This window comes from Streptococcus varani (assembly GCF_001375655.1).
Taxonomy (GTDB): Bacteria; Bacillota; Bacilli; order Lactobacillales; family Streptococcaceae; genus Streptococcus; species Streptococcus varani.
The window spans coordinates 183,564-197,602 of the sequence record NZ_CTEN01000003.1 but is presented as its reverse complement, the minus strand read 5'-3'; the positions used below and the strand labels follow the sequence as shown (position 1 = coordinate 197,602).

Below are 14,039 nucleotides of genomic sequence, written 5' to 3'. Positions count from 1 at the left end.
AGAGACAGAGAGTGCCTAGGGGTGAGAAGGCATACAATCCTTAGATAACACATTCTTGAGTGCGTGTGCGAAATCAAATGAAACTAGTGCACGACGGGTGGTTCCGTTAAAAACCAGGGCTCAGTAATCTGAGTTCATGAGGGTAGAAAAGCGATTTTCTACTGAAATCAAAGGTGGAACCACGTTTCATACGTCCTTGCAAACTTTTTGCGAGGGCCTTTTTTGTATTTTATCAAAAGGAGTTTACTCAACGAAAATCAGTCTTCTAACCGAGTGACGAAGTCGCAGATAAAACTGAATTTCATCAAGGTCAGTTCGGAAGGATTATTCTTGATTTTCAAAGAGTAGAAAAGAGCATGATTAAAGGATTACGAACAATTGAACCCTATGTGGCGGGTCGTCAACCTAAGGGAAAAAACATCATTAAACTCAATACTAACGAAAATGCCTACGGACCGAGTCCTGCGGTCAAACAAGCGTTAGCGGACTTTGGTGTGGACAGTCTACGAAAGTATTCATCATTGGATCAGGCAGACCTCCGTCATGCCTTGTCAGAAAATCTTGGAGTGCCAGCTGACCAAATCATCATTGGCAATGGTTCGGACGATGTCTTGTTCATGGCTTTTCTAGCTTTTTTCAACTCTGATGATCCTATTCTTTTTCCGGATCTGACCTATGGTTTTTATAAGGTTTGGGCTCAACTCTACCAGATAAACTATCATGAAATACCTCTCAATGAAGAGTTTGAAATTGAAGTAGAAGACTATATAGCAGACAATGGCGGTGTCGTTATTGCGAATCCCAATGCGCCAACAGGGATTTTCAAGTCTTTAGATGAGTTGGAAGTCATTGTTCAAGCCAATCAGGATGTGGTCGTCATTATCGATGAAGCCTATGTCAACTTTGGTGGTCAGACAGCCCTTCCTTTGCTAAAAAAATATGAGAATGTCTTTATCACAAGAACTTTTTCAAAAGACGCTTCTCTAGCAGGACTGCGAGTGGGCTATGGTATCGGATCCCCGAAACTGATGGCGGTTATCAATGCTGTGAAAAACTCGGTCAATCCCTATAATGTCAATAGCTTATCTGAGAACTTAGCTACAGCAGCTATTCAATCTTGGGATTATTATGAAAACACCATCCAGAAAATTATCGAGACCCGTACTTGGTTTCAATCTGAACTAGAAGCCATCGGCTTTTCAGTAATAGCTAGTGCAACAAATTTTATCTTAACAAAGCCAGCTGGTATTTCAGCAGAGGATTTGTTCAATCATTTACAGGCTAAAAAAATTTATGTCCGCTATTTTCCAAAACAAGAGCGAATCAAAGATTACTTGCTCATTTCCATCGGTAGTCAGGCTGAAATGGAAAGAGTCCTAGAAGTTATCCAGGAGTTAACGCCATGAAAAAAACATCTTTGCCAGTTGGCATGCATGATAAACTCTTCAAAAGAGCACGTGTGACCTATCAGATTGAGCGTGATATTAGTGATTTACTGATGGACCAGGGGTTCAATCGTATTGAAACGCCAACCTTGGAGCATTTTGAGGTCTTTGGGGATGAGATTAGTGAGGGTCATTATCATCTTTTTGATAAAAAGGGGGCTCTTCTTAGTCTGCGTCCGGATATGACCAGTCAAGTTGGGCGTCTTATCGCCTCAACTCAGGTAGAAACACCCATTAAGTTTTCATACTCCGGCAAGGTTTTTAACTACCATGAAGAAATGCGTGGCCTGATAAATGAACACACTCAAGCTGGAATCGAAATCATCGGTTTTCCAGCAGAAAAGGCCTTACGTGAGGCTATTTACTCAGCTAAGCAGGCTCTGGATGTGGCCCAGGTTCCTTCTTATCGGTTTGAATTTTCTCACGCCTTACTTCTCCAAACTATTGTTACAGAACTTGACCTTTCCCATGAAGAAAAGAAACGGTTAGAGACGGATATTATCGATAAAAACATTACAAAACTCAGAGAGTTTACAAAGAAAAAACCGAGTGAGTTTGATGCTCTTATTCGGCGCTTGCCTTATCTTTTTGGGGAGAGTGGGGATGTATTGGCTGAGGCTCGTCAGTTGACAGACAATGAAAGTATTTTATCTGCCTTGGATGAAGTAGAAAGTTTGATTGAAGAAGTGAAACCCAGTCTATTACAGGTTAATGTGGATTTGGCACAATTTCCATCCATGCCCTATTATACTGGTCTCATGTTTAAGGTTTTTGGTGAAAAAGTTCCCGATGCCTTTGTATCCGGTGGCCGCTATGACAAGCTTTTTCAACGCTTTGGAGCATCCGAATTGACGGCGGTTGGTTGGGCAGTAGATATCGATTCGGTCTATCAAGCCGTTCACGACTCACTCTAGAAGGAGAAGCCATATGAGCAAGCAAATTACCATCGCTCTGACCAAGGGGAGAATTGAAAAAGATACCCTAAAATTACTAGAAAAAGCCGATTTTGATTTGTCCTTTATGGCCAATAAAGGGAGGAATCTCATCTTTGAAAGTCCGGATAAAAAATTTCGTTTTCTCTTGGTCAAGGCAGCAGATGTCACAACTTATGTTCGTCACGGGGTGGCTGATTTGGGGATTGTGGGGAAAGATGTCCTGATGGAACACCCATCCGGCTATCTAGAAATGTTGGATTTAAATGTCGGACTTTGTAAGTTTTCCTTGGCTTCAACAGAAGACTACCAGCCAAGCGACCATAAGCGTAAGCGGATTGCGACCAAATACCCGACTGTGGCTCGTGAGTTTTTCAATCAAAAAGGGGAAGATGTGGAAATTATCTCCATTCAAGGCTCTGTTGAAATTGCCCCTGTTATTGGATTGGCTGATGCCATTGTTGATATTGTTGAGACAGGTAATACACTTGTAGCAAACGGTCTGAAAGTCTATGAGGATATTTGCCGTATTTCAACTCGTCTTATCGTTAACAAGGCTGCCCTGAAAAATAAGGCAGAAGTCACGCGTTTTATCCAAAAAATCGAATCTATTGTCGGAAATGAGGAGGTGCCTTTTCAATGAAACGTTTAATAGGAAGTAACCAGGAAATTGCCCAACTTCTTTATATGGAGCAATTGGAATTGTCGCAGCAAAATAGTGATGTAGAGGAACTTGTTGAGGATATCATTGCGCATGTCCGAACGGGCGGTGATGAGGCGCTGCGCCATTATTCAGCCAAATTTGATAAAATAGACCTAGATGAATTGCAAGTTAGTCAAGACTTGATTGACCAGGCTTTTGACAAGGTGGATCAGGATGTCTTGGCTGCCCTTAAAAATGCCAAGGGCAATATCGAGTCCTACCACTGCCAGCAGTTGGAAAAAGGGTTTGAGGATCAGCCAAGCGATGGCGTACTCCGAGGGCAACTGATTCGGCCAATCGAACGTGTAGGGGTTTATGTCCCCGGTGGAACAGCAGCCTATCCCTCTTCAGTCCTCATGAATGTTATTCCAGCCAAGATTGCAGGTGTTAAAGAGATTATCATGATTACCCCACCGCAGAAAGAATTTGTACCAGCCATCCTAGTGGCAGCTAAATTAGCTGGTGTGGATAAGATTTTTCAAGTTGGAGGAGCGCAAGGCATTGCGGCTCTAGCCTATGGAACTGAAAGCATTCCCAAAGTGGACAAGATTACAGGACCCGGTAACATCTTTGTCGCCACGGCCAAGAAGCAAGTTTTTGGTATTGTTGGGATTGACATGATTGCGGGTCCTTCTGAAATTGGGATTATCGCGGATGAATCTGCCAATCCAGCTTATGTGGCGGCTGATTTGCTTTCACAGGCTGAACATGATATTTTGGCACGTGCCATCCTGGTCACTAACTCAGAAAAACTGGCCGATGCAGTGGAAGTGGAGCTTGAACAGCAACTGCAAACCTTGGAGCGGGAAGCCATTGCTAGACCGTCTATAGAAAAGAATGGTCGCATCATCCTTGCGGAAGATGTGGATAGCATGTTCGAACTCATGAATCTGGTAGCACCGGAACACCTGGAAATCGCCATGAATCATGCCTATGATTATCTGGACAAGGTTGAAAATGCAGGTTCTATTTTCTTAGGACATTACACCAGTGAACCCATTGGGGACTATTATGCTGGTACCAACCATGTTTTGCCAACAACGGCAACTAGCCGCTTTTCATCGGCTCTGGGGGTTCATGATTTTATCAAACGCATCCAGTACACACAATACAGTAAAGCCGCTATTCATGCGGCAGAAAAAGATATTACAAGCCTGGCCTATGCAGAAGGTCTGCAAGCTCATGCCAGAGCGATTGAGGTAAGAAATGACAGAAACTAAAGGATTATTGGTCATGGATGTGGATTCCACATTGGTCCAAGAAGAAGTAATTGATTTATTAGGAGAAGAAGCCGGTGTTGGGGAATTAGTCGCGGACATCACAGAGCGTGCTATGCGTGGGGAACTAGATTTCAAAGAAGCTCTGGAGGAGCGAGTAGCTACCCTTAAAGGTTTGCCAGAATCTATTTTTGACAAGGTTTTTGCCCGCATCCATTTCAATAAAGGTGCCAAGGAATTGGTCGATGAGCTCCATGCGCGTGGTTACAAGGTTGGCTTGGTTTCAGGTGGCTTTCATGAAACGGTGGACCGCTTGGCGGAGGAAATTGGGATTGATTATGTCAAAGCCAACCACTTGGAAGTTGTTGATGGAGTCTTGACCGGAAAAACTTATGGCGATATCGTGACCAAGGATGTCAAGGTAGAAAAACTCTGCCAATGGGCAGCAGAAAATAACTTGACTTTGGACCAAACCATCGCTATGGGGGACGGAGCCAACGACCTGCCTATGATTCACAAAGCTGGCATCGGCATCGCCTTCTGTGCCAAACCACTGGTGCGCAAAGAAGCCCCTTATCAAATCAATGAACCCGATTTGTACAAAGTGATTGAGATAGTAGACAGTCTTTAAAATGAACAACCCGCAAGCCTTTGGCTTGTGCTTCCCGATATTTTTCGCCGTGGTGAAAAGCGTGATGACATCACCACTTAAGAAAAATATCAAAAAAGAAAAGGATAAAACATGAGAAAAGCAAGCATTGAACGCAACACATTTGAAACCAAAATCAAGCTGAGTTTGAACTTGGATGCTCAGGAGCCAGTTGACATTGATACGGGTGTTGGATTTTTTGACCATATGCTCCTTCTCTTTGCCCGTCATAGCCGCATTTCGCTGGTCGTCAAAGTGGATGGGGATTTGCATGTGGACAGTCACCACACGGTAGAAGATGTCGGCATTGTTTTGGGACAGGCTATCAAAGAAGCACTTGGGGATAAGGCGGGTATCAATCGTTATGGTACCTCTTTTGTTCCCATGGATGAAACACTTGGCCTGTCTAGCCTAGATTTATCTGGTCGTTCCTACTTGGTCTTTGATTGCGCTTTTGATAACCCAAAACTCGGCACATTTGACACCGAATTGGTGGAAGAATTCTTTCAGGCTCTGGCCTTCAATGTCCAGATGAATCTGCATCTTAAGATTTTGCACGGAAAAAATAACCACCACAAGGCGGAGAGTCTTTTCAAGGCAACTGGTCACGCCCTACGTGAAGCCATCACCATCAACCCGGATATCAAGGGTGTCAATTCAACGAAAGGGATGCTCTAATATGATTCTTGTCATTGATTATGATGCGGGCAATACTGCTAACGTTTTACGGGCTTTGAGAAAACTCGGCATTCCTGCGGAATTGTCGGCTGATCCTGAAAAAATCCTGTCTGCTAGTGGCTTGATTTTGCCAGGCGTCGGAGCCTACCCAACAGCCATGAAAGAGCTAGAAGAAAGAGGTTTGGTCTCTGTCATCAAAGAGGCTGTCGCCAAGGGAACACCACTTTTGGGGATTTGTCTAGGGATGCAGCTCTTGACTGAACAGGGATTGGAACACGAAGAAACGCAAGGTCTTGGCTTTATTCCAGGTGTCTGTCGAGCTATTCCAGCCAACAAGGAAAAACCGGTTCCTCATACGGGCTGGAACAACCTGCACGTTCAGCAAGCAACAGCCTTGACAGCTGGTTTAGAGGACAAGGATGTCTATTTTGTTCATTCTTTTTTCACAGATGTTCCCAGACAATACATTGATGTGGTTGCAGACTATGGCATTCAAATACCAGCTATGATTCATAAGGAAAAGGTATTTGGTGCCCAGTTTCATCCCGAAAAATCAGGAGATATCGGCTTAGGAATCATCGAAAAATTTGTGAATCTTTGTCAGTAAACAGAATCTTGCGATGAGTTAGAGAAGCGGTGCTTCTCTAGAATCGATACTTACCTCTATGGTGACTGGAAAGCAATCTTTTGAGACCGTGGGATCAAAAGTTAGTCATGGAGATTGTCTTTAACAAGCAGCGACGGCGCCACCACTTAAGGTGAGTCTCAAAAAAATTTTTGAAAAAAGGAGAAAATGATGAACATATTACCTGCAATTGACATTAGAGACGGTCAGGCAGTTCGTCTCTTCAAAGGAGATTTTAATCAAGAGACGATTGTCAATCCGGACGTTCTTGGCCAAGCCCGCATATTTGCGGACGCTGGCATTGACTTTATTCATGTCGTTGATTTAGATGGTGCTTTGGATGGCAAAGCCACCAACCGTGACCTGATTGCTGCCCTTAAAGTAGCAACTGGTTTAGGGGTTGAAGTTGGTGGTGGTATCCGCACCTTGGAACAAATCCAAGACTATCTCAATGTCGGGATCGATCGTGTGATTATTGGCTCTATGGCGGTCAGAAACCCAACTTTTGTCAAAGAAGCTATTGAGAGATTTGGTGCTGATAAAATTGTGGTCGGTATCGATGCTAAGGACGGTTTTGTAGCGACAGAAGGGTGGTTGGAAACCAGTAATGTGGACTATATTAGCCTAGCCATAGCAATGGAAAAAATGGGCGTTCAGCTCTTCGTCTACACAGATGTAAATCGTGATGGAACCTTGACCGGGCCAAACCTTGAACATTATGAGAATTTGGTTACGGCCTTAACGACTGCAAAAGTCATTGCCTCAGGTGGTATCGCCCAGCTGTCTGATTTAGATGCCTTGGCTGAGATTGGAGTAGCAGGGACTATTGTCGGGAAAGCCTACTATAATGGGAATATCACTTTAGAAGAGCTGAAAAGTTTTGGAGGCTAATCATGTTGAAAAAAAGAATTATTCCTTGTTTAGATGTCAAGGATGGTCGAGTCGTCAAAGGGGTTAATTTTGTTAATCTGACAGATGTTGGTGATCCTGTTGATGCTGCTCGTGCCTATTATGAGGCGGGTTGTGACGAATTGGTTTTCTTGGATATCACTGCAACTCACGAAGAACGTGATACCACGGTCGAAATGGTCCGTCAAGTAGCTGATCAGGTTTTTATTCCCTTTACAGTTGGCGGCGGTATTCGCTCAGTTGAGGATATGAACAGGATGCTCAAAGCTGGTGCCGACAAGGTAGCTGTCAATTCATCTGCTATTGCTAATCCTCAACTCATCAAAGACTGTGCGGAAAAATTTGGCAACCAATGTGTGGTAGTCGCCATTGATGGTCGTCAGGAAGAAGATGGCAGCTGGCATGTCTACGTGGCAGGTGGTCGTAAGGATACGGGCATCAACTTGATTGATTGGGCAAAAGAAGCCGTTGCACTGGGCGCGGGTGAGATTTTCCTGACCTCTATGGATAAGGATGGGACCAAGTCTGGCTTTGATTTGGGCATGCTCAATGCTGTAGCGGCAGTTGTGGATGTGCCCATCATCGTATCAGGTGGAGCTGGAAACAATGAACACATGGTGGAAGTCTTCCAGAAAACACCAGCAACTGGAGCCTTGGCAGCCTCTATTTACCATTTTGGTGAGATAACAATTGGTCAAACCAAGCAAGCCATGCAAGCAGCTGAAATCGAGGTGCGCCTATGACAAAAATCAAATTGGACTTTGACAAACAAGGGGGACTGATACCTGTTATCGTGACAGATTACCAGACAGGACAAGTGCTTATGTTGGCCTATATGAATGAAGAGTCCTACCAGCTGACTTTAGAAACCAAAACCATGCACTACTGGAGCCGCTCTCGTAATGAAGTCTGGCATAAAGGTGCCACATCAGGGCATTATCAGCAGGTCAAATCCATCAAGACTGACTGTGATCTAGATACCCTCTTGATTTCGGTTGAACAAATGGGTGCTGCTTGCCATACAGGAGAATATTCCTGCTTTCTCAATAGGATTTTAGAATAATGGGTTACGTTTAAAAAGGAGTTCACATGTTAGAAACACTTTATAAAGAAGCTTTAAATCGGAAAAACAATCCCAAAGAAGGCTCTTATACCACTTATCTTTTTGAAAAAGGTCTGGATAAGATTTTGAAAAAAGTTGGCGAAGAAGCTACGGAAGTGGTGATTGCGGCTAAAAATGCGGATCAGAAAGAGATTGCCATGGAAACTGCGGATATTCTCTACCATTTGGCTGTCATGCTGGTGGAAACAGGTGTTCAACTAGATGATGTCAATAGGGTCCTCCAGTCTCGCCAAGGAAAGAAAAGCAAGGTTGAGGAACGACAAAAAATTTCTGATTATTAAGTACCGAAGGGTGCTTTTTTTCTTCGAATCATTCCCCTTTTTCTTGAACTTAGATTTATCAAGGTTTAAGGATCACCTAAAAAGAAAAATCGCCACGGTCTGTAGCGATTTTTCCCTTTATGAGCCATCATTCAACGTCAAAGCGTTATAATAGTAGTGCAACTATAGCTATTAGCGAGGTCTCACATGAAAATTATAACACAACTCAACCTCTTTGAGGACCATGAAATGGGCGATCTAGAAAAAATTTTGACTGTTCTGGATGGTTTGCCAGAAACCAACCTCTTCCAGTGTCTGGAAGAAAGACGTCGTCATGGACGTCGAGATTACAGTGTTCAATCTTACTTCATCGCCTACGTGTCTAAATTTATTTTACAGCTGGAAACCGACCAACAATTGATACGGCATCTGAATATGAATAGGGATTTTCGTTTTGAGAATCATACCATTCGAGGCCTGAAGAAGATGAGGTTAGCTATCAGTATGAGTTTTCTTGTCATGATTGGCTTTGCCCTGGCAAAGTTGAAGACTGGAAACCAAGCGCATCTGGCGAGTTGGGTTGTTTAAAAAATCCCTCCACTTACAAGGGCCAAGTGCGCCCTTTTTTCAAGATTAGCTTTGAAATGACTAGTCAAGGTTAGAAAAATACCATTCTGCGGACAAGTTCACTCTCCATTCTTTTTAAAAATATGCGAAATTATGAGAAAAAGGCAACAAGGGGAATGGTTCTCTTCAGTCTTTCCTAGTATTTCAAAGGGAAATTTGTTATAATGTCTTAATACATAAAAATGAGGGAGGAAGTCATGAAAAGAATTTGGCGTCTAATTTACAGTCGGGTCTTTATTGTTTTACTTTTGCTACTGATCACCGTTGTCTCCATATTCTGGGCAGTAACGTCAGTGACGGCCTACATGCCTACTCTCTTTATCGTTTTACAGATTTTTTCCATCATTGTAGCTATCACCATAGTTAACCGCCCCATGAATGCTAGTTTTAAGCTGACTTGGATCCTTTTTGTGATGGGGGTTCCCATCTTTGGAGCGCTCTTTTACTTTATTCTTCAATCCAATATTGAAACCAGGCGCTACCGCAAAAATTTCCAAAAACAGGCGGATGCTTTAAAGGAGTATGGACATACCTCCTATAAAGTCATGAGTGGCTTGGGTGATAAGGATAAGGAACAACTCAAATTAGCTCATTATCTGAGCGAACATGTGGGCTATGCCCTTCATGCCAATTCCGATGCTCGTTATTATCCTTCAGGTGAGGACTGGTTTGAGGATCTTTTGGTCGATTTGCATCAAGCTAAAAAATACATTTTTATGGAATACTATATTGTTGATTTTGGCTATATGTGGGAAACCGTGCTTGAGATTCTCAAAGAAAAAGCTGACCAAGGGGTAGAGGTCCGTTTTATGTATGACGGTATGAACTCACTCAATAATCTCCCCTACAATTATTACAAAAGTTTGCGGAAACTAGGTATCAAGGCAAAGGTTTTCTCTCAGATTATACCTGCTCTCTCCACTGTCCAAAACAATCGAGATCACCGGAAAATTACTGTCATTGATGGCGAAATTGCTTATACGGGTGGTGCCAATTTAGCGGATGAATATATCAATCGAATCGAACGCTTCGGCTACTGGAAAGATGCCAATATCCGCGTCACTGGAGAAGTTATTGCTAACTTCACTCTGATGTTTCTCCAAATGTGGAATTTTGATGAAAAATCAGATCATAATGATTTGTCTTATTTGGAAGAACACCATCAAAGAGAAAATATTCAGATCGGGTCGGATTCCTACTTTCTTGCTTATGGTGAGAGTCCTTTTGATAATGATGCCGTTGCTAAGAGGGTCTATTTGGATATGTTTCATTCCGCTCAACAGTCAATTTGTATTATGACACCCTATCTGGTCTTAGATGATGAGATGCAAGAAAGCCTGATTTATGCGGCTAAACGAGGGGTAAAAGTTCGGGTTCTTCTACCGCATATCTATGATAAGCAAATGCCTTACTTGGTTGCCAGAACGGACTTTGAGATATATTTGGAAGCTGGAATTGAGATTTACGAATACATGCCGGGATTTGTTCATTCTAAGGTTGTCTTAGTGGACAATAGAAAAGCATGTGTTGGAACGGTTAACCTCGATTTTAGAAGCTTTTATCTCAATTTTGAGTGTGGACTCTATATCTATAATCACCGCCAAGTGATGGCTGATATTTCTCGTGATTTCGAGGATTCCTTCGCCCAAGCCAAAGAGATTACACTAGAGGGATTCAGGAAAAATTACCCATGGTACAAGCGGGCAGCAGGTGCAGTGATTGCTTTAATCAGCCCCTTATTATAGTGAAACGCAGACAGGCTAATGCCTGTCTCAGATTGTAGACAAACTTCATTTTTGAGGTTTGTCTTTTTTTGTATATTGCCGAAATATGGTGGAAATTGGCAGATTTGGACAAAATAAAAAGGCTTCCCAGCCATCATTTTCACCAGTTTTTTGATATTGAGACATGCCAAGGTCAGTCCAACCTTGTCTTCCATTTTGGACTTTCCTCTTTCTCTTGTATAGCGCAAATTATGGTACTCTTTGGCTGTTCCAAAGAGCCGTTCAATGGTTTCCTTACGCTTCTGATAAAGCTCCTTCATTCCTTTTTGATGTCGGATATCTTCACAAATCGTCTACTGTAATTCTTCCCATAAGTAGTGAAGTGGGGGACCTTATCATCGAGAGTAAGACCGAGAAACCAACGATAAGCCATATTGACTTCGATTTCCTTGATAGTTTGACGCATGGACCGAATACCATAGAGGCACTGAATAAGAGGGATTTTAACCAGCATGACAGGATCTAAACTCGGACGACCATTATCGGTTGAGTAGGTGTCCTCTACCAACTCATAAATGAAGTTAAAATCAATCACCTCATCAACTTGACGAAGGAAATGATCAATTGGAACAAGGTCATCAAGTGTATAGAAACCATATTGATTGCGGTTGTAATCTGGTTTTTCCTTATGAAGCATAGCCAAACCTCCTCATACTAGATACTTTTATTATACTCCTATTCACAAAGAAAAGCCCTTAGAAACCTAATTCCAAGGACTTTGTCTTCAGTCTGAGACAGGCTAATGCCTGTCTTTTTCATGCTTTCATGGTATAATAAAAAGCGACATTTTAAAGGAGCAAGACTGTGATTTTATCAAAATATGACTGGGAGTTGATGCCTGGTTTTTCAGATCAAACATTTATAAAAGCGGCAAAAAAAGAGGGTTTGGATGTCTTGGCGGCTCAGATTCTTTATGAAAGAGGGGTTCAAACAGCGGATGCTTTGGAGACTTTTTTGCATCCTTCTTTGGACCAGTTGCATGATCCATATTTATTACATGATATGGATAGAGCAGTCGAGCGGATTCGTCAGGCAATTGAAAATGATGAACGCATTCTTGTCTATGGTGACTATGATGCGGATGGGATGACCTCCGCTTCTATTCTTAAAGAAGCTTTAGAAGAGATGGGAGCGGAATGCCAGGTTTATTTACCAAACCGCTTTACAGATGGCTATGGTCCCAATCAGTCGATTTATAAGTATTTTATTGAACAAGAGGGAATTTCCCTGATTGTAACAGTGGACAATGGGGTAGCAGGACACGAGGCTATTTCTTATGCTCAAGAAATGGATGTTGACGTCATTGTAACCGACCACCATTCGCTTCCAGAACAACTACCAGATGCCTATGCCATTGTCCATCCCGAACATCCATCTGGTCACTATCCTTTCAAGCATTTGGCGGGTTGTGGAGTTGCCTTCAAATTGGCTACAGCTCTTCTGGAACAGGTTCAGGTGGAATTTTTAGATTTAGTGGCTATTGGAACGATTGCAGATATGGTTTCCTTGACGGATGAAAATCGTATTATGGTCCAGTATGGTTTATCTGTCCTTAAGCAAACAGAACGGGTTGGTCTTCAGGAATTATTGAAATTGGCTGGTGTTGATCCAGTAAACTTGGACGAGGAAACGGTTGGTTTTCAACTAGCACCTCGACTCAATGCTCTGGGTCGACTGGACGATCCCAATCCCGCTGCTGAACTCTTGACTGGTTTCGATGAGGAAGAAGTAGCTGGTATTGCTAAGATGGTGGATAAAAAAAATACGGATCGCAAAGCCCTTGTTCAGGACATTTATGACCAAGCTCGAGCGATGGTCAATCCGGAGAAACCTGTTCAAGTATTGGCTGCTGAGGGCTGGAATCCGGGTGTTTTAGGGATTGTTGCGGGTCTCCTCTTAGAAGAATTGCAGCAACCGATTATCGTTTTATCCATTCAAGATGGTTTAGCCAAGGGATCGGCTCGTTCTCCAGAAGCAGTGGATATTTTTCAGGCTCTTAATGAAAATCGTCATCTCTTTCTAGCTTTTGGAGGTCATAGTGGGGCTGCAGGTATGACCTTATCGGTCGAACATTTAGATGCGGTCTCAACTGCACTAGCGCATTTTATTATTGAACAGAACTTGGATCTGACCAGCAAAGCCAAACTGGTTCTGGATGAGGAGCTGGATTTAGGTCAACTAAGTTTGGAGACTGTCAAGTCGCTGGCTAAACTAGCTCCCTTTGGGATGGATTATGCAAAACCAACTTTTTATTTGAGAGACTTTCATGTTGAATCAGCTAGGACTATGGGTCAGGATAATCTTCATCTGAAACTGCGCCTTCAAAAAGGGGAGGTTTCGGTTGATTTAGTGGCCTTTGGTCAAGGGAAGCTAGCGCAAGAATACACTCAGGTTAAGAACTTAGAACTAGCTGTCCAACTATCTGTCAATCAATGGAATGGCAATACCAGTATCCAGCTCATCTTGGTTGATGCTCGTGTGAATGGTGTCCAACTCTTTGACATTCGAGCTAAAACCAACCAACTTCCTGCTTCTGTTCCTATCTTAAGTCAGGATATCCAAAGCGATAGTGTCGTTCTTCTTGAGATTCCTGAAAAAGCAGCTGATTTAAGAGCCTTGTTTATGGATAAAGATTTTCAAGCTATTTATTTTAAAAACCAGATTAAACAAGACTATTATCTGACTGGTTATGGTACTAGGGAACAGTTTGCTAAGTTTTATAAGGCCATCTACCAATTTCCAGAATTTGATGTTCGCTACAAACTGAAGGAATTAGCTGATTACCTCAAAATTCCGTATATTTTACTGGTTAAGATGGTGCAGATTTTTCAAGAATTGGAATTTGTGACCATCACAGACGGCATCATGTCTGTCAACAAAGAGGCCCAAAAACGTGACATCTCAGAAAGCCAAATCTATCAAGACTTAAAAGAAACCGTTCGGTTTCAGGAACTCATGGCACTGGGAACCCCTCAAGAGATATATGATTGGTTGAAACAGTAGATTTTCTAAGGAGAATGAAATGAGAAACATAGAGTACACGATTCTCACTCTTTCCTCAGAGGAAATATAAATATGAACTTTTTC

At 42.6% G+C, this 14,039-nt stretch carries 15 protein-coding genes and 1 pseudogene; 14 read left to right on the top strand and 2 right to left on the bottom strand.

Annotated features, from left to right (window positions below; translation table 11 throughout):
* Positions 1–356: 356 nt before the first annotated feature.
* The 13 genes from hisC (at position 357) to cls (ending at position 10,913) form a co-directional block, all read left to right on the top strand.
* Positions 357–1,406 carry a histidinol-phosphate transaminase gene (gene hisC / locus BN1356_RS07040; RefSeq protein ID WP_093650698.1) on the top strand — a complete coding sequence of 350 codons (1,050 nt, stop codon included), beginning with the start codon at positions 357–359 and terminating at the stop codon, positions 1,404–1,406.
* On the top strand, positions 1,403–2,359 hold the full coding sequence (locus tag BN1356_RS07035; protein ID WP_093650697.1) for an ATP phosphoribosyltransferase regulatory subunit: 957 nt from the start codon (positions 1,403–1,405) through the stop codon (positions 2,357–2,359). The genes hisC and BN1356_RS07035 overlap by 4 nt, the downstream gene beginning before the upstream one ends.
* 13 nt (positions 2,360–2,372) lie before the next feature.
* On the top strand, positions 2,373–3,020 hold the full coding sequence (gene hisG, locus BN1356_RS07030; RefSeq protein ID WP_093650696.1) for an ATP phosphoribosyltransferase: 648 nt from the start codon (positions 2,373–2,375) through the stop codon (positions 3,018–3,020).
* Positions 3,017–4,300 carry a histidinol dehydrogenase gene (hisD, locus tag BN1356_RS07025; RefSeq protein ID WP_093650695.1) on the top strand — a complete coding sequence of 428 codons (1,284 nt, stop codon included), beginning with the start codon at positions 3,017–3,019 and terminating at the stop codon, positions 4,298–4,300. Before hisG ends, hisD begins: the two co-directional genes overlap by 4 nt.
* The gene (gene serB / locus BN1356_RS07020) at positions 4,287–4,928 is read left to right on the top strand and encodes a phosphoserine phosphatase SerB (protein WP_093650694.1); all 642 of its coding nucleotides are present in this window, start codon (positions 4,287–4,289) and stop codon (positions 4,926–4,928) included. The genes hisD and serB overlap by 14 nt, the downstream gene beginning before the upstream one ends.
* A gap of 111 nt (positions 4,929–5,039) precedes the next feature.
* Positions 5,040–5,624: an imidazoleglycerol-phosphate dehydratase HisB gene (hisB, locus tag BN1356_RS07015; protein WP_093650693.1), complete on the top strand. Its 585-nt coding sequence runs from the start codon at positions 5,040–5,042 to the stop codon at positions 5,622–5,624.
* A gap of 1 nt (position 5,625) precedes the next feature.
* A complete protein-coding gene (hisH, locus tag BN1356_RS07010) occupies positions 5,626–6,231 on the top strand; it encodes an imidazole glycerol phosphate synthase subunit HisH (protein ID WP_093650692.1) in 606 nt (201 codons plus the stop codon).
* 189 nt (positions 6,232–6,420) lie between these two features.
* A complete protein-coding gene (gene hisA, locus BN1356_RS07005) occupies positions 6,421–7,140 on the top strand; it encodes a 1-(5-phosphoribosyl)-5-[(5-phosphoribosylamino)methylideneamino]imidazole-4-carboxamide isomerase (RefSeq protein WP_093650691.1) in 720 nt (239 codons plus the stop codon).
* A 2-nt stretch (positions 7,141–7,142) separates the two neighbouring features.
* Positions 7,143–7,901: an imidazole glycerol phosphate synthase subunit HisF gene (gene hisF / locus BN1356_RS07000; RefSeq protein ID WP_093650690.1), complete on the top strand. Its 759-nt coding sequence runs from the start codon at positions 7,143–7,145 to the stop codon at positions 7,899–7,901.
* Entirely contained in the window at positions 7,898–8,221 is a 324-nt protein-coding gene (gene hisI, locus BN1356_RS06995) for a phosphoribosyl-AMP cyclohydrolase (protein WP_093650689.1), read from the top strand. Before hisF ends, hisI begins: the two co-directional genes overlap by 4 nt.
* Positions 8,222–8,247: 26 nt before the next feature.
* Positions 8,248–8,562: a phosphoribosyl-ATP diphosphatase gene (gene hisE, locus BN1356_RS06990; protein WP_093650688.1), complete on the top strand. Its 315-nt coding sequence runs from the start codon at positions 8,248–8,250 to the stop codon at positions 8,560–8,562.
* Between the two features lie 186 nt (positions 8,563–8,748).
* On the top strand, positions 8,749–9,129 hold the full coding sequence (locus tag BN1356_RS06985; protein ID WP_245620317.1) for a hypothetical protein: 381 nt from the start codon (positions 8,749–8,751) through the stop codon (positions 9,127–9,129).
* Between the two features lie 236 nt (positions 9,130–9,365).
* Complete coding sequence (gene cls, locus BN1356_RS06980) at positions 9,366–10,913, top strand: cardiolipin synthase (RefSeq protein WP_093650687.1); 1,548 nt, start codon at positions 9,366–9,368, stop codon at positions 10,911–10,913.
* Here cls and BN1356_RS13110 read toward each other — a convergent pair.
* Entirely contained in the window at positions 10,853–11,212 is a 360-nt protein-coding gene (locus BN1356_RS13110; RefSeq protein ID WP_425423525.1) for a transposase, read from the bottom strand. The two genes, cls and BN1356_RS13110, sit on opposite strands and share 61 nt — an antisense overlap.
* Positions 11,213–11,238: 26 nt before the next feature.
* Positions 11,239–11,589, bottom strand: a pseudogene (locus tag BN1356_RS13105) (transposase); the annotation flags it as partial.
* Between the two features lie 167 nt (positions 11,590–11,756).
* Between BN1356_RS13105 and recJ the strand changes: the two are divergent.
* The gene (gene recJ / locus BN1356_RS06970; protein WP_093650686.1) at positions 11,757–13,955 is read left to right on the top strand and encodes a single-stranded-DNA-specific exonuclease RecJ; all 2,199 of its coding nucleotides are present in this window, start codon (positions 11,757–11,759) and stop codon (positions 13,953–13,955) included.
* Positions 13,956–14,039: the final 84 nt, after the last annotated feature.

Coding starts and splice junctions, on each gene's coding strand:
- hisC (WP_093650698.1), top strand. CDS start 357: ATGATTAAAGGATTACGAACAATTGAACCCTATGTGGCGGGTCGTCAA.
- BN1356_RS07035 (WP_093650697.1), top strand. CDS start 1,403: ATGAAAAAAACATCTTTGCCAGTTGGCATGCATGATAAACTCTTCAAA.
- hisG (WP_093650696.1), top strand. CDS start 2,373: ATGAGCAAGCAAATTACCATCGCTCTGACCAAGGGGAGAATTGAAAAA.
- hisD (WP_093650695.1), top strand. CDS start 3,017: ATGAAACGTTTAATAGGAAGTAACCAGGAAATTGCCCAACTTCTTTAT.
- serB (WP_093650694.1), top strand. CDS start 4,287: ATGACAGAAACTAAAGGATTATTGGTCATGGATGTGGATTCCACATTG.
- hisB (WP_093650693.1), top strand. CDS start 5,040: ATGAGAAAAGCAAGCATTGAACGCAACACATTTGAAACCAAAATCAAG.
- hisH (WP_093650692.1), top strand. CDS start 5,626: ATGATTCTTGTCATTGATTATGATGCGGGCAATACTGCTAACGTTTTA.
- hisA (WP_093650691.1), top strand. CDS start 6,421: ATGAACATATTACCTGCAATTGACATTAGAGACGGTCAGGCAGTTCGT.
- hisF (WP_093650690.1), top strand. CDS start 7,143: ATGTTGAAAAAAAGAATTATTCCTTGTTTAGATGTCAAGGATGGTCGA.
- hisI (WP_093650689.1), top strand. CDS start 7,898: ATGACAAAAATCAAATTGGACTTTGACAAACAAGGGGGACTGATACCT.
- hisE (WP_093650688.1), top strand. CDS start 8,248: ATGTTAGAAACACTTTATAAAGAAGCTTTAAATCGGAAAAACAATCCC.
- BN1356_RS06985 (WP_245620317.1), top strand. CDS start 8,749: ATGAAAATTATAACACAACTCAACCTCTTTGAGGACCATGAAATGGGC.
- cls (WP_093650687.1), top strand. CDS start 9,366: ATGAAAAGAATTTGGCGTCTAATTTACAGTCGGGTCTTTATTGTTTTA.
- BN1356_RS13110 (WP_425423525.1), bottom strand. CDS start 11,212: ATGAAGGAGCTTTATCAGAAGCGTAAGGAAACCATTGAACGGCTCTTT.